We start from the raw sequence: 15,670 nt of genomic DNA, 5'->3' as shown, positions 1-15,670 counted from the left end.
TTCCTTTTGCGCCCCTTAACATTTTAAAGGGGCGATTTTTTTGCCCCTACTTTTCAGACGGCCTAAACATCGGTTTTCCAGTACAATAAAGGCCGTCTGAACATTTCCTACTTTTCAACCAACCATGCAACTGCTCAAATACATCCAATCACAAGGCCTCGGCAGCCGCAAGCAATGCCAATGGCTGATAGACAATGACTGCATTGCCATTAACGGCGAAATCCATAATCGTGCCAAAGACGATATTGACCCGTCTCAAGTGCACACCCTGTCTGTTGACGGCGAAGAGATTGCCGCCGTACCCATGCCCTATTTCTACATTTTGCTTCATAAGCCTGCAGATTACGAGACTTCGCACAAACCCCAGCAATATCCAAGCATCTTTAGCCTGTTTCCCGACCACATGCGCAATATCGATATGCAGGCAGTCGGCCGCTTGGATGCAGACACAACCGGCATTATTCTGATTACCAACGACGGGCAATTTAACCACCGCGTTACCTCGCCCAAACACAAAGTTCCGAAGCTCTACCGCGTCACTTTGAAACATCCTGCCGACGATACCCTTTGCACTACGCTGAAAAACGGCATCCTCCTGCATGACGATAATGAAACCGTCGCCGCAGCCGAAGCAGTATTGGCCGACCCAACCACATTGATGATGACCATTACCGAGGGTAAATACCATCAGGTCAAACGCATGGTTGCAGCAGCAGGCAACCGTGTCGAACAACTCCACCGTGAGAAATTCGGCGACTGGAATGTCGATGATTTGGCCGCCGGAGAATGGAAATTTATCCAAATCTAAAAAAATTCCAAATTTTTTCGATAAATTTTTAAACAATATGGATTTCTTATATATTTAAAATCAAACATCTAAACCTTATTATTTTTATTTAACAGAATTTAACACTGCAAAGACTGAACTATTGTATAATTCGCCTGTCTGAGTAACACTTGCTTCGAAAGAAGTGAGTAAGTGAGTAAGACGTTTTCCCCGTAATGTGTTTGGCCATCTATACTTTCCCCTTAGTATAGATGGTTTTTTTTATCTAAAATTTGGTAATCAAGCGGGTGTACTTTCAGACGGCCTTTCTCATCTAAAAAAGCCATCATTACTAAACCTCATCTCCCATTCATTAACTTGCCATTATCCCTTTTCTCTTTCTCGTCTCTTTCGCATCAATCTGTGCCGTTCCCATTTCAAACAAATCGTTTTATAGAAAGAAAACCTATCGGCAACTATCCAAGCTAAGGTTACAGAATATTATTAGACAACCTTAGATAAATACCATCTTTGTTGCCGATATACTTGAAAGCACACCTTAGTGCTATCCAATATCCTCGCAACAACCCTTTCCCATATCCCACTTTTCAGATGGCCTTTATCGTTACGGCTCTTGCAATTATTCATATCGCTTCAGACAAATTCTCTGTTTGCAGGTTTCAATACCAAGCAAACCAGATAAATCCACTAAAAATTCTTCATTACATGGTTTTTTTAACTAATTCTCTTTTCAGACTTTAGTCAAGATTCGTTAAATCTTTGCGGTAAAATGTTGTCTTTATTTTTATGCATCTGAGTATTTATGTCTTCCAATCAACCCCGTCAAACCTGGTCCAACCGTTTGACTTACATCCTTACCGTTGCCGGCGCGACTGTCGGCTTTGGCGCAACTTGGCGTTTCCCGTATTTGGTTGGTGAAAACGGCGGCGGCGCATATGTGTTTTTGTTCTGTATTGCCATGTTGGTCATCGGTATTCCGATGATTTTGGTGGAAAACGTCATCGGACGGCGCAAAGGTGTGAACGCGCTGGATGCATTTGGCGGCTCGATGAACGGCAAACCTGTTGCCAAAGTTTGGAAAGCGGTCGGTTGGATGGGTCTGCTCGGCGCATTCGGCATCATGGCCTATTACATGGTGCTCGGCGGCTGGGTTATCAGCTACATCATCAATATCATCGGCGGCAATTTGGACATTTCCAGTCCGGTTTCCGGAGAAGTCACCAAAAGCTTCTTTACCGAACATATCGAAAACAGCCCTTGGGAAATTGCGTTTTACACCTTCCTATTTGTGGTTGTGAACCAATGGATCTTGGTAAAAGGCGTGATCGGCGGTATTGAAAAAGCGGCAAAATACCTGATGCCTTTGCTGTTTTTATTCCTGATTGCCATGGTCGTGCGCAACGTTACCCTGCCGGGCGCAATGGAAGGCATTACCTTCTATCTGAAACCTGACTTCAGCAAAATTACAACCGAACTGTTCGTCTTCGTTTTGGGCCAAGTATTCTTCGCCTTGAGCTTGGGCTTCGGCGTGATGATTACGTTATCCAGCTATCTGGATAAAAACGAAAATCTGGTTCAGACGGCCGTGATTACCGCGATTACCAACACTTTGATTGCCGTGCTGGCCGGCTTTATGATTTTCCCATCCCTCTTCAGCTTTGGCGTTGCCCCTAACTCCGGCCCGACGCTGGTGTTCCAAAGCCTGCCGATCGTGTTCTCCAATATGTGGGCGGGCCCAGTGTTTGCAGTGATTTTCTTCTCCCTGCTTCTGATTGCCGCGCTGACCACCTCTCTGACCATTTATGAAGTGTTGATTACGACCATTCAGGAGAAAACCAAAATCCGCCGCGCAGCCGCGATTACCATCGTACTGGCAGGTATTTTTATCTTCGGCAATATCCCGTCTATCTTGAGCTACGGCCCATGGAAAGATATTTCCGTGTTTGGTAAAAACATTTTCGATGCCTTTGACTATATCAGCGGCAACATCCTGTTTATGCTGACCGCGCTTGGCTCTGCCTTGTTTGTCGGCTTCGTGATGAAAGATGAAGCGAAGGACGAATTGCTCTACAAAGGCAACCATACCACCGTCAATATCTGGTTTGCTTATGTGAAATACCTCGTGCCATTGGTGATTCTGCTGATTTTCATCAGTAACCTGTTCTGATAAGCAAACATATAAAAAGGCCGTCTGAAATATTCAGACGGCCTTATATTTTAACTATGCTTTATTCTGCCCAGTTTTTCTTCTTACTGGTTTTACCGATACCGGGGTTGAAGCTGTTGGTCGGGTCAAGTTTTTTATAGAACTGTTTCAGCTCGGGCTTGGCTTCATACAGATGACCGACATTATGCTCGGCAGGATATTGCGCACCGCGTTGGTCAAGCAGATGGAGCATTTCATGTTCCAAAGCCATACAGTCGTTGCCTTTTTTAATGATGTAGTCCTGATGAAACACATGACACATAAAATGTCCGTAATACAATTTATGGATGATTTTATTGTCGATTTCGGGCGGCAGTGTTTCAAACCAATCACGATCATCACGGCGCAAGGCGATATCGAGTGCAACCAAATCCTCTACTTCATCATCATGTACAGAACGGTAACGGATCGCGGCAGAAGCCACAGCAAAGCGATGCAGCATGGCTGCCTGCGTTTCTTCGGCATTACATTCGAAGAATGCGCCGCCATGGGTTGCAAAATATTCTTTCAAGAAAGCACGCGCTTCTTCTACGCCCTCGCCACCCATTTTTAAAATCAGGTGATGTTCATATTTGTCGCGATAGTTGCGCATAGATTTCGGCAAGTGATCAGGCAAAATTTTACTGATCAGTTGCATGAATTTATCGGAAAAATGCTTAGGCAAGAAGCTGACTTTTTTACCGAATCTATCGACACGCGCTTTAAAATCAAACAATTTCGGCAATTGGTGCGTACCGAATTTCTTAATCACATAGAATGTATCTTTACCATAAACGGCAGCAATATCAAAAGCATGACGATGGATATACTCACCGGAAATAGGCAGGTTTTTAAACTCACTCAAAGCAGCACGACGGATATCGGTCAGCTCATTAATATCATTTGTACCGATATAGAAAACGGCAGTCTGTTTTTCTTGTGGGAACGTATCCAAGCGTACGGCAAACACCATCAGCTTGCCCGCGCAACCTGATGCTTCGTAGTGGCGCGCAGGATCGGCATTAAAACGGGCGGCAGTCGGTTCATTCACTTGGCGGACATGATCGCAATAAGCATGGTCATGCCCTTTGCCGGCATCTTGCGTAATGTCTTTTCGCTGATAATGGAAACCTTGCAAGTTGGTCAAAATTTCTTCAGGGGTTTCACCCAAATCAATGCCTAGATGGTTGACCAGCTCCAGTTTGCCCTCATCGTTGATTTGCGCAAACAGCGCCATTTCCGTATAAGCAGGACCACGCTGTACCAATGCACCGCCGGAGTTATTGCATACGCCACCCAATACAGATGCGCCGATACAGGACGAACCGATCACGGAGTGCGGCTCACGGCCTAAAGGTTTCAGCAGCAGCTCCAATTGATTCAGGGTAGAACCGGGCAGGCAGACAACTTGTTCGTTATTATTAATCGGCTGAATGATGTTCAGACGCATGGTATTCACAATCACGATATCGCGGTCGTAATCATTGCCGTCAGGAGTCGAGCCGCCGGTCAGGCCGGTATTGGCGGCCTGCGTAATCACGATAACATCAGCCTCAACACATGCCTGCAAAATTTGCCACATTTCCAACACCGTACCCGGACGGACAACTGCCAGCGCCTTGCCCTCACCAAAACGGTAGCCTTGACGGTATTGTTCGGTTTTTGCCGGGTCTGTGATGATGTATTTTTCGCCGACGGTTTGTGTCAGCCGGCTGATTAATTGCGTAGCATTCATTGCATACTCCTTGAGAGATTAATATATTTATTAAATTGTAAGCATTGTAGTAATCCGTTCCATCAAAGTAAAGGCGAAACCCGTTTTTTAAACTCATCTTTTAAATAAACAAAAGGCCGTCTGAAATTTTCAGACGGCCTTTTGTTTTAAGCTGGAACAATCAGATTATTCAGCTGCTTTCTCTTCGCGAGCAGGCGCTTCCAGCAAAGCTTTGATAGACAGGCGTACGCGGCCGCGATCGTCTACTTCCAATGCTTTCACGTTCACAACCTGACCTACTTGCAGGTAGTCGCTGACATTGCGTACGCGCTCGTGGGCGATTTGGCTGATGTGTACCAAACCGTCTTTACCCGGCATCACGCTGACAATCGCACCAACGTTGTTGTCGAGGATTTTAACCACAGTACCTTCGTACACTTTGCCCACTTCCACTTCGGCAGTGATTTCTTCGATACGTTTTTTCGCTGCATCGCCTGCTTCTTGAGTAGTCGCAGCGATAGTGATGGTACCGTCTTCAGCGATGTTGATTTCAGTACCGGTTTCAGCAGTAATCGAACGAATAGTTTCACCGCCTTTACCAATCACATCACGGATTTTGTCTTGGTTGATTTTCATGGTGAACAAACGTGGCGCGTGTGCAGACAGTTCTTGCGGGCCTGCAACGGCGGCTTTCATCTGATCCAAGATGTGCAAACGTGCTTCTTTGGCTTGAGCCAAAGCAATTTGCATGATTTCTTTGGTAATACCTTGGATTTTGATGTCCATTTGCAGCGCGGTCACACCTTCAGTTGTACCGGCTACTTTAAAGTCCATATCGCCCAAGTGGTCTTCATCGCCCAAAATGTCGGTCAGAACGGCAAATTTGTTATTGTCCAAAATCAGACCCATGGCGATACCGGCAACGTGTGCTTTCAAAGGCACACCGGCAGACAACAGGCTCAAGCAGCCGCCGCAGACGGAAGCCATAGAGGAAGAGCCGTTGGATTCGGTAATTTCAGAAACCACGCGCATGGTGTAGCTGAAATCTTCAGGTTCTGGCAATACGGCCAACAATGCACGTTTAGCCAAACGGCCGTGACCGATTTCACGACGTTTTGGCGCACCTACGCGACCCACTTCGCCGGTAGAGTATGGAGGGAAGTTGTAGTGCAGCATGAAGCGGTCGGTGTATTCGCCGGACAGCGCATCAATGATTTGCTCGTCGCGTGAAGTGCCCAAAGTTGCAACAGCCAAAGCTTGGGTTTCTCCACGGGTAAACAGTGCAGAACCGTGAGTGCGCGGCAATACGCCGGTTTGAATGTTCAACGGACGAACAGTGCGGGTGTCGCGACCGTCGATACGCGGTTGGCCGTCCAAAATTTGGCTGCGGACAACATCGGCTTCCAAGTGTTTGAAAATGCCTTTGATTTCGTTAGCAGCCAAAGTGTCAGTTTCTTCGGTAATCAACGCTTCTTTTACAGCATTCCAAGCTTCGTCCAATTTGGCAGAACGCGCTTGTTTTTGACGGATTTTGAACGCTTCTTTAATGGTTTCGCCGGCAATTTCGCGTACTTTTGCAACCAATTCTTCATTGGTTTCAGGTGCTTTCCAATCCCAAACTTCCGGGTTGACTTCGTCGGCAAACTCATTGATGGCGTTAATGGCCACTTGCATTTGATCGTGACCGTAAACAACCGCACCCAACATCACTTCTTCAGACAAGATGTCGGCTTCGGATTCCACCATCAACACGGCTTTAGAAGTACCGGCAACAACCAAGTCCAATTGTGATTTAGCCAATTCGGCTTTAGTCGGGTTCAAAACGTACACGCCGTTTACATAACCCACGCGTGCCGCGCCAATCGGACCGGCAAACGGTACGCCGCTCAACACTAGCGCGGCAGATGCACCCAACATTGCAGGAATGTCAGAATCAATTTCAGGATCAACAGACACCACCATCGCTACGATTTGGATGTCGTGGTAGAAACCTTCAGGGAACAGAGGACGAATCGGACGGTCAATCAGACGGCTGGTCAGGATTTCTTTTTCGCTTTGTTTGCCTTCGCGTTTGAAGAAACCGCCGGGGATTTTACCTGCTGCGTAAGTACGCTCGAGGTAATCAACAGTCAGAGGGAAGAAGTCTTGGCCTTCTTTCACTTCTTTGTTGGTAGTAACGGCAACCAAAACAACAGTGTCGCCCATAGATACTTTAACGGCTGCAGCGGCTTGGCGAGCGATTTCGCCGGTTTCCAAAGTAACGGTTTGATTACCGTATTGGAAGGTCTTAACGTGTTTATTGAACATCATTGTTCCTTTCAAAATACCGCACTGCTAAAACACTAATAATGCACACTAAAATCCGAATGTGCATAGTTAGGGTTTCAGACCGTGCGGCAGGTTATAAATAAGCTTTCAGACGGCCTTTCAGTCGCTGAAAACAACTCTCGATTATAAAGGCAACTATCCTTAAAATCCAGTATTTATACAATAAAAAGGCCGTCTGAAACATATCTCTTTCAGACGGCCTTCAAACTTAAAAATTAACCCTGAGTCAGCAAAGTCAATGCTTCCTGATATTTTTCGACTGTTTTTTGAATCACATCGGCAGGCACTTTAGGCGCAGGCGCTTTTTTATTCCAACCGCTTTGCTCCAGCCAGTCGCGGACAAATTGTTTGTCAAAAGACGGTGGATTGGTGCCGACTTTGTATTGGTCGGCAGGCCAAAAACGACTGGAGTCAGGCGTCAACACTTCGTCCATCAAAGTCAGCGTACCTTCCTCATCCAAACCAAATTCAAATTTAGTGTCGCAAATAATAATACCGCGAGATTTGGCATATTCGGCCGCTTCCGTGTAAAGCTGAATCGCCTTAGCGCGCACTTCCGCAGCCAATTCTTTTCCGATAATGCGTTCGCATTCTTCAAAGCTGATGTTTTCATCATGATCGCCAACCTCAGCTTTGGTCGATGGCGTAAAGATCACTTCAGGCAGTTGTTGCGCTTCCTGCATACCTTCAGGCAGTTGAATGCCGCAGACAGAGCCTGTTTTTTGATAATCTTTCCAACCGCTGCCTGCCAGATAACCGCGCACAATAGCCTCTACTTTCACCGGAGTGAGCTTTTTAGCCACAACGGCGCGTTTTTCTAAAACTTTGGCTTCGTTTTCAGGCAAAACGTCGTAAACCGTATGACCGGTAAAGTGGTTAGGCATGATATGAGCCAGTTGTTTAAACCAAAAATTGGAAATCTGCGTCAGAATTTCCCCTTTACCCGGAATCGGGTCATCCAAAATCACATCGAATGCAGACAGGCGGTCGGAAGCAACCATCAACATACGTTTATCGTCAATTTCGTACAAATCGCGTACTTTGCCGGAGTAGATTTTTTTCAAGCTGATTTCAGACATTTTGGGTATCTCTTTGGTAGACAGAAGAATGCGGTATTTTAGCCCAATTTGGAATTTTTCGTCAGATTGTTTACAAAATAAAGGCCGTCTGAAACCTTATAGTTTGGTTTCAGACGGCCTTATCCATTGATTTCAGGGAAGAACCCTGAAAATCACCATCCTATCAGATTACAGAAACTTGAGTCTGATCTTGGATGTGGTTCACAGCAGACAGAGAGTAGTAGTCACCGTGGCCGGTTACTTGGTAAGTGCTACCGTCAGCAAACTTGAAGTTTTCAACTTTGTGATTGTTACCGGTAAACCAGTCGTCGATGGTGATGCTGTCGTTAGTACCGACAGAAACAGTCAGGTTGGCACCTGATTTGCTCAGCAATACGTCGGAAGCTGCAACGCCTTTACCGAACAACAGGGTGTCATTACCGCTTTCCTCACGGATAGTGTCGTGACCATAACCTTTGTCGAAGAAGTAAGTGTCGTTACCGGTACCGCCGATCAGGATGTCGTTGCCGACACCACCGTCGAGGTAGTCGTTACCATCTTTGCCAACCAGGCAGTCGTCACCGGCCAAACCGTACAGATGGTTGTTGCCGCCGTTACCTTCGATGTTGTTGTTCAAAGAGTTACCGGTACCGTTCAGGTTTTGCATACCTTGCAAGAACAGGTTTTCAACGTGATCGGTCAAGGTGTAGTCAATAACGGTACGAACAGTATCGATACCGGCTTGTGCATTGCCGTACTCGATAACTTGGTCGTTGGCATTGTCAACGAAGTAAACGTCGTTACCGTCGCCACCGCGCATGATGTCAGCACCGGAACCACCGTTCAGGTAGTCATTGCCAGCACCACCTTGCAGGTAGTCTTTACCCTCTTCACCGTACAGAGAGTCACCGTCAGCATCACCGTAAATGGTGTCGTTACCAGCACCGGCGTAGATTACGTCTGTGCCGTTGCCACCGTAGATGATATCTTCGCAAGCAGTACCATAAATGGTATCTTTAGCATCAGTACCGCGGATAACGTTACCGTCTTTGCAGTCTTCAGCTCGAATGACATTACCTGGGTTTTTGTCTTCCTGACCGTATGAGTTGTTTTGGTTATGGTCGTCAACACAGTCTTTGCAGTCTGGCTCAGGTTTCGGTTCTGGTTTAGGCTCAGGTTTTGGCTCTGGCTTAGGTTCTGGTTTAGGCTCAGGTTTTGGTTCTGGCTTAGGCTCAGGTTTTGGTTGAGGTTTTGGTTCTGGTTGCGGTTCTGGTTGTGGCTCAGGTTTAGGCTCAGGTTTTGGTTGAGGTTTAGGCTGAGGTCGTGGTTTTGGTTGTGGTTTTGGTGGTGTCGGTTTGATTGGATCACAGTTGTAAGGTGGGCAAACCGGAACACATTTGTAAACGGTGGTTTTTGCTGGTGGGCAGAAAGCCGCAATAGCAGAAACCAAACCAGTTACCGCATTAACTACTGACACGCCGACGCTGGCAATGCTAGCGATGCTGCCGATAGAAACAGAAGATTTTGCTGCAGGAGCGCAGTAGTAAGATGAGAAGGAAGCCTTAGGCGCAGGAGCGCAGTAAGAACTAACCAGGGGTCTAGCATAATACCCCCCGTAACAGTATGCCATAATAATTACTCCCAAAATAGTTAATAAAGATATTGAGCTGACGGAACGAGCAAATTCCGCCCTTGCTCAATTATTATTTTAGTAATATTTTTCAAAATATTTACTCAAAAATATCAAACGGTAGAATTTGCCGATAAAAGGACGGAGTTTCGCCTTTTTTTAAATCCCATTATCCTAGAAACAATAAAAACATTAACATTGATTCACAATCTCTCAAAAAGCATAGATCCTTTATCTATCTTATTAAAAGCTAAATTTTAACTTTAGTTATAGTAAACAAACATAATACTAATAAGTAGTTATTATTATGAATAGATAATATCGACAATTTACCCAAATACAGCCGCATCCGGATTTTGTTCTACGCTAATAATGTGAATTTATCTTATTTACACTATAATGACACGAATACCTATTCAACAGCTATCAGAGGAGATACTCAACCATGCGTACTTTATTGACCGGAGCCAAAGGTCAGCTTGCCCGTTGTCTGCGCGACCGCCTGCCCGAAGATTGGGAACTGATTGCTACCGATTCAACTTCGCTGGACATTACCGACACCGAAGCCGTGCATCACATGATCAAAAATTTCCAACCAGATGCCATCGTTAATGCCGCAGCTTACACTGCCGTCGATAAAGCAGAAGAAAACGCTGAAGCCGCTTTTGCCGTCAACGCAACCGCAGTTCACAACCTGGCCGCAGCTGCCCGCGCCGCACACGCCCGCTTTATCCATATTTCCACTGATTATGTATTCGACGGCGAAGGCAAACGCCCTTACCGCGAAACCGACTATACCAATCCGCGCAGCACTTACGGTCAATCCAAAGTAGCAGGCGAACTTTTGGCTTTAGCCGCGCATCCAGAAAGTACAATCGTCCGTACTTCATGGCTGTTTAGCGAATACGGCAGCAATTTCGTCAAAACCATGCTGCGCCTTGCCAAAGAACGTGATTCCCTCTCCATTGTTCACGACCAAACCGGCTGCCCGACTTATGCAGGCGACTTGGCTCACGCCATCATCAGTTTACTGCAACAGCCCACTTCCCCACGCGGCATCTTCCATTACTGTGGCAACAAATCGGCAACATGGTACGAATTTACCAAAGCCATCTTTCAGACGGCCCACCAATTAGACGACAGCTTCCGCATTCCGGAACTGAACGCGATTACCACCGAACAATACCCCCTGCCCGCTCCGCGTCCGGCATACAGCATTATGGATTGCTCACGCCTAGAGACCGAGTTTGGTATCAAACCGTCCGACTGGCAAAGAGCCCTGCGCGAAATTCTCCGCAAAATTGACTGATAAGCTGATCCATCTGTATCAAAGGCCGTCTGAAAACATATTTTCAGACGGCCTCTTTGTTTCTTTTATATCAAATGCTTTATCTATCCAGTCTGTCATTTGAAAAGTGCTACAATAGCCATTTATTTTATTTTTCAGACGGCCTGACAATATGTGCAACCATCATCCCAAACATTCACACGATAATGACACCATCCGCATCCGCGGTGCGCGCACGCATAATTTGAAAAATGTCGATTTAGACATTCCGCGCCACAAACTCGTGGTGGTAACAGGATTGTCAGGCAGCGGCAAATCGTCGCTGGCGTTTGATACTTTATATGCCGAAGGCCAACGCCGTTATGTTGAAAGCCTTTCCGCCTATGCCCGTCAGTTTTTGCAGATGATGGACAAACCTGATGTTGATTTGATTGAAGGCCTGTCGCCTGCGATTTCTATCGAGCAGAAATCCACCAGCCACAATCCGCGCTCCACCGTCGGCACGGTTACGGAAATTCACGACTATTTGCGCCTTTTGTACGCACGCGTCGGCACACCCTACTGCCCCGAACACAAGCTGCCGCTGTCAAGCCAAACCGTATCTCAGATGGTCGATGCCGTCTTGAAGCTGCCGGAAGACACGCGTGTGATGATTCTGGCGCCGGCAGTGCGCGAGCGTAAGGGCGAGTTTGTCGATTTCTTTGCCGACTTGCAGGCGCAGGGCTTTGCGCGGGTGCGCGTAGACGGCGAAGTCTATCAGCTTGACGAAGTACCGAAGCTGGAAAAAAACATCAAGCACAATATCGACGTCGTCATCGACCGCGTGAAAGTAAAAGCCGACATCAAACAACGACTGGCAGAAAGTTTTGAAACCGCGCTTCGCCACGGCAACGAGCGCGCGCTGGCAATGGAAATGGACAGCGGCGAAGAGCATTGGTTCTCCGCGCGTTTCGCCTGCCCCGTATGTTCATACAGCCTGCCCGAATTAGAGCCGCGCCTGTTTTCCTTCAACAACCCTATGGGTTCCTGCCCGACTTGCGACGGCTTGGGTAATACCAACTTTTTCGATCCCGAAAAAGTGGTTGCCCATCCCGAATTATCCTTAGCCGCAGGCGCGATTGACGGCTGGGATAAGCGCAACCAATTCTATTTCCAAATGATTCAATCGTTAGCACGCCATTATGAGTTTGATGCGGATGCAGCATGGGAAACACTGCCTGAAAAAGTTAGAAAAGTTGTCTTGCACGGCTCGGGCAAAGAAGTCATCGACTTCACCTACCTGTCCGAACGCGGCACCACCTTCAACCGCAGCCACGCCTTCGAGGGCATCATCCCCAATCTCGAACGCCGCTACCGCGAAACCGACAGCGAAACCGTGCGCGAAAAACTGCGTGAATACCAAAACCACCGCGCCTGCCCAAGCTGCGGCGGCGCACGTTTGCGCAAAGAAGCGCGCTACGTTTACGTCAGCGGTGAACCGTTGCACGAAGTCTCTGCCTGGCCGCTGACCAAAACCCACCAATTCTTTGAAACGCTGGATTTGGACGGCAACAAAAAACAAATCGCCGAAAAAATCCTTAAAGAAATCACCGAGCGGCTCGGCTTCCTGATTAACGTCGGGCTGGATTACCTGAATCTCTCCCGCTCTGCCGAAACCCTTTCCGGCGGCGAAGCCCAGCGCATCCGCCTCGCCAGCCAAATCGGCAGCGGCCTGACCGGCGTGATGTACGTTTTGGACGAACCCTCCATCGGCCTGCACCAGCGCGACAACGACCGCCTGCTCGCCACCCTCAAACGCCTGCGCGATTTGGGCAACAGCGTGATTGTGGTCGAACACGACGAAGACGCCATCCGCGAAGCTGATTTCGTCGTCGATATGGGCCCCGGTGCAGGCGAACACGGCGGCAACATACTGATTGCCGACACGCCCGAAAACGTCGCCAAATGCGAAAATTCCGTTACCGGACAATACCTCAGCGGCAAAAAATCCATTGCCGTGCCGTCTGAACGCACGCCCGTCAATCCCGACCGAATGCTCGTCCTCAAAGGCGCGCGCGGCAACAACCTCAAAAACGTCACCCTTGAGCTGCCGCTCGGTCTGATTACCTGCATCACCGGCGTATCCGGCAGCGGCAAATCCACCCTGATTAACGACACCCTCGCCAAAATCACCGCCCGCGAACTCAACCGCGCCCAAGAAGAACCCGCCCCATACGACGATATTCAGGGCCTCGAACACCTCGACAAAGTCATCAACGTCGACCAATCCCCCATCGGCCGCACCCCACGCTCCAACCCTGCCACCTACACCGGCCTGTTCACCCCCATTCGCGAACTCTTCGCCGGCGTACCCCTCTCGCGCGAACGCGGCTACAACGTCGGCAGATTCTCCTTCAACGTCAAAGGCGGCCGCTGCGAAGCCTGCCAAGGCGACGGCGTGATTAAAGTCGAAATGCACTTCCTGCCCGACGTGTACGTCCCTTGCGAAGTCTGCCACGGCAAACGCTACAACCGCGAAACTCTAGAAATCCAATACAAAGGCAAAAACATCAGCCAAGTCCTCGACATGACCGTAGAAGAAGCCCGCGAATTTTTCGACGCCGTCCCCACCGTATCGCGCAAACTGCAAACCCTGATGGACGTAGGCCTCGGCTACATCCGCCTCGGCCAGTCCGCCACCACCCTCTCCGGTGGCGAAGCCCAGCGCGTCAAACTCGCCTTGGAACTCTCCAAACGCGACACCGGCAGAACGCTCTATATCCTCGACGAACCCACCACCGGCCTGCACTTCGCCGACATCGCCCTGCTGCTGGAAGTCATAGGTCGTCTGAAAGGCAAAGGCAACTCGATTGTGATTATCGAGCACAATTTGGACGTGATTAAAACCGCGGATTGGATTGTGGATTTAGGGCCTGAAGGCGGCGATGGCGGGGGGAGGATTATTGCGGAAGGCAGCCCTGAGATTGTTGCTAAGGTTAAGGGAAGTTATACTGGGAAGTATTTGAAAAATAGCTTATAGTTAAAACATAGAATATCAAAAAATCACATTCAATTCGTCATTGGGTATCTCTATAGTTAATAAGAAATAAAGGAGAAGATAATGCAGTTTAAACTAATACCGGCATTACTAGTTTTTCTAGGTTCCTATTTTCCTTTAGCAATTATTTTAGCAATTCAAGACATTAAAATATCTTCTTGGGACTCGAATATATGCATTAATTTAGATAAATGTCATTTACCTGAATTTCACAATCCTTGGACTTCTCTGCTAATATTCATGATTACAGGGGGATGCCTTATATTGACTTTTTCTATATTTAAAAAAGTCAAGTATGTATATCAAATTAAAATTAGAGAAGCCAAACCAATTCCAACAGAGCTGATTAATTATAGTTTTCCATATATAGTTTCTTTTATGGGAGTTGATTATGAGTCAATTGGGAAAATAGTTGGTTTGATTATTTTTCTTGCATGGTTGTTTTTACTTACTTATAAGTCTCAGCAAATTATTATGAATCCAATACTATTAATTTTTGGATGGAATTTATATGATGCTAATATCTGCATAGATAAACATAATATCTCTACTAAAATATTAAGCAAAATTAAATTAACTTCCAATAAAATTTATTCTTGTGAGAAAATTCAAAGTATTTATGTAATAAAAGGAGACAATGAGAATGACTGAGTTTGACCTATGGAAATCATTTAACTATCAAGAATCTAATGTTCAATTATGGGTATTTAAGAAGAGTCAATCATCTGCTAAATTCCGTGGATGGCATGTGAAAACTGATCCTGCCATAGAACAGCTTTTTCGAGATGCAGCAAGTAAAGATGTAACATTGACAACAGAACATCTTTCTTATCAACCATTATCTCAAAATAATGAAAATAGTTGTCTAACTCACTCTTTATCAGAAAGTGAAGGCTTGACTGCATTATTAAATGTAGTTAACCAGCCCGCGACTGAGAATATTGATGCTAAACTAAAGCATCTGAAAGGAGCTATTGGTTATTTAGTTAAATTTCAATTTGATAGCCAAGTGGTTTATGCAATTAGAAAAACTGCTCCAACATGGAAACCTAAAATTCGTAATTCTTTTATTAATGCTATTTTCCAAAATGGAGAATTATCCGCAACACCTGAAGAAACCTTCTCTTTTGATGACTATTTTGATTTTTACTGCATTAATGAGGTCATTTTTATAAAATCGAAGCGTGCATATGAAAGTACAACTTCAGATAAAAAAAGCTACCAAAGGAATTTTGATAGCTTATTAATAGATCCATCATTCATAGATATTTTTGTTGATATTGAACCTTTAAAAAATTATGTTGGTAGTAATTCGATACAATTACGCAGGATGACAGTTATACAAGATAAGGCATTATATTCAAAACCTAATTTCTTAGAAAAAGTACAAGAAATTAGTTCAAATAGAGATTTTGGTCTAAATTTTGATGATGGTGGCAAACTTATAATATGCAGCGAAACTGTTAAAACAATAATACAAATATTATTAGATCATAGATTATTAAGTGAAATTACTGAAACAATATATGATGTCCCAGATACGGAAGTTGTTTGAAAAAAGCAAGCCGTAGCCTGCATACCCAACTGACCGCGTGCGTGGCTACGCCACACACCCTACCTATGAATTACTCGGAACTTAAAAA

Annotated in this window: 10 protein-coding genes; 6 read left to right on the top strand and 4 right to left on the bottom strand. The window is 46.2% G+C overall.

All coding sequences use genetic code 11. The features are described 5' to 3' along the window. Positions 1–124 precede the first annotated feature (124 nt). Positions 125–808, top strand: a complete 684-nt coding sequence (locus ACTHTU_RS00340) for a 16S rRNA pseudouridine(516) synthase (RefSeq protein ID WP_440361394.1) — start codon at positions 125–127, stop codon at positions 806–808. A 781-nt stretch (positions 809–1,589) separates the two neighbouring features. Next, positions 1,590–2,954 (top strand): sodium-dependent transporter, encoded by a 1,365-nt coding sequence (locus ACTHTU_RS00335; RefSeq protein WP_440361393.1) that lies wholly within the window; start codon positions 1,590–1,592, stop codon positions 2,952–2,954. A 61-nt stretch (positions 2,955–3,015) separates the two neighbouring features. Here ACTHTU_RS00335 and dld read toward each other — a convergent pair whose 3' ends face one another. The 4 genes from dld to ACTHTU_RS00315 form a co-directional block, all read right to left on the bottom strand. Then, positions 3,016–4,707 carry a D-lactate dehydrogenase gene (gene dld, locus ACTHTU_RS00330; protein WP_440361392.1) on the bottom strand — a complete coding sequence of 564 codons (1,692 nt, stop codon included), beginning with the start codon at positions 4,705–4,707 and terminating at the stop codon, positions 3,016–3,018. Between the two features lie 165 nt (positions 4,708–4,872). Next, entirely contained in the window at positions 4,873–6,996 is a 2,124-nt protein-coding gene (pnp, locus tag ACTHTU_RS00325) for a polyribonucleotide nucleotidyltransferase (protein ID WP_107697060.1), read from the bottom strand. A gap of 233 nt (positions 6,997–7,229) precedes the next feature. After that, on the bottom strand, positions 7,230–8,093 hold the full coding sequence (locus tag ACTHTU_RS00320) for a phosphoribosylaminoimidazolesuccinocarboxamide synthase (protein WP_440361391.1): 864 nt from the start codon (positions 8,091–8,093) through the stop codon (positions 7,230–7,232). Between the two features lie 163 nt (positions 8,094–8,256). After that, positions 8,257–9,702, bottom strand: coding sequence for a calcium-binding protein (locus ACTHTU_RS00315; protein WP_440361390.1), 1,446 nt, complete (start codon positions 9,700–9,702; stop codon positions 8,257–8,259). A 445-nt stretch (positions 9,703–10,147) separates the two neighbouring features. On the opposite strand from ACTHTU_RS00315, the gene rfbD reads away from it, so the two are divergent. The 4 genes from rfbD (at position 10,148) to ACTHTU_RS00295 (ending at position 15,582) form a co-directional block, all read left to right on the top strand. After that, a complete protein-coding gene (gene rfbD / locus ACTHTU_RS00310; protein WP_070460814.1) occupies positions 10,148–11,011 on the top strand; it encodes a dTDP-4-dehydrorhamnose reductase in 864 nt (287 codons plus the stop codon). Between the two features lie 151 nt (positions 11,012–11,162). Then, positions 11,163–14,009 carry an excinuclease ABC subunit UvrA gene (gene uvrA, locus ACTHTU_RS00305; RefSeq protein WP_440361389.1) on the top strand — a complete coding sequence of 949 codons (2,847 nt, stop codon included), beginning with the start codon at positions 11,163–11,165 and terminating at the stop codon, positions 14,007–14,009. 81 nt (positions 14,010–14,090) lie between these two features. Then, positions 14,091–14,678: a hypothetical protein gene (locus ACTHTU_RS00300; protein WP_315039220.1), complete on the top strand. Its 588-nt coding sequence runs from the start codon at positions 14,091–14,093 to the stop codon at positions 14,676–14,678. After that, a complete protein-coding gene (locus ACTHTU_RS00295; RefSeq protein WP_315039221.1) occupies positions 14,671–15,582 on the top strand; it encodes a Kiwa anti-phage protein KwaB-like domain-containing protein in 912 nt (303 codons plus the stop codon). Before ACTHTU_RS00300 ends, ACTHTU_RS00295 begins: the two co-directional genes overlap by 8 nt. Positions 15,583–15,670: the final 88 nt, after the last annotated feature.

This window comes from Neisseria sp. P0020.S005, from assembly GCF_051957055.1.
GTDB classification, from domain to species: Bacteria; Pseudomonadota; Gammaproteobacteria; order Burkholderiales; family Neisseriaceae; genus Neisseria; species Neisseria subflava_A.
Note: the sequence above shows the minus strand (reverse complement) of the source record. Positions and strands in the feature narration are given on the sequence as shown.

Bases quoted from the DNA above. Each gene is read 5' to 3' on its own strand.
- ACTHTU_RS00300 (WP_315039220.1), top strand. From the start codon at position 14,091: ATGCAGTTTAAACTAATACCGGCATTACTAGTTTTTCTAGGTTCCTAT.
- uvrA (WP_440361389.1), top strand. From the start codon at position 11,163: ATGTGCAACCATCATCCCAAACATTCACACGATAATGACACCATCCGC.
- ACTHTU_RS00320 (WP_440361391.1), bottom strand. From the start codon at position 8,093: ATGTCTGAAATCAGCTTGAAAAAAATCTACTCCGGCAAAGTACGCGAT.
- ACTHTU_RS00335 (WP_440361393.1), top strand. From the start codon at position 1,590: ATGTCTTCCAATCAACCCCGTCAAACCTGGTCCAACCGTTTGACTTAC.
- pnp (WP_107697060.1), bottom strand. From the start codon at position 6,996: ATGATGTTCAATAAACACGTTAAGACCTTCCAATACGGTAATCAAACC.
- dld (WP_440361392.1), bottom strand. From the start codon at position 4,707: ATGAATGCTACGCAATTAATCAGCCGGCTGACACAAACCGTCGGCGAA.
- ACTHTU_RS00295 (WP_315039221.1), top strand. From the start codon at position 14,671: ATGACTGAGTTTGACCTATGGAAATCATTTAACTATCAAGAATCTAAT.
- ACTHTU_RS00315 (WP_440361390.1), bottom strand. From the start codon at position 9,702: ATGGCATACTGTTACGGGGGGTATTATGCTAGACCCCTGGTTAGTTCT.
- ACTHTU_RS00340 (WP_440361394.1), top strand. From the start codon at position 125: ATGCAACTGCTCAAATACATCCAATCACAAGGCCTCGGCAGCCGCAAG.
- rfbD (WP_070460814.1), top strand. From the start codon at position 10,148: ATGCGTACTTTATTGACCGGAGCCAAAGGTCAGCTTGCCCGTTGTCTG.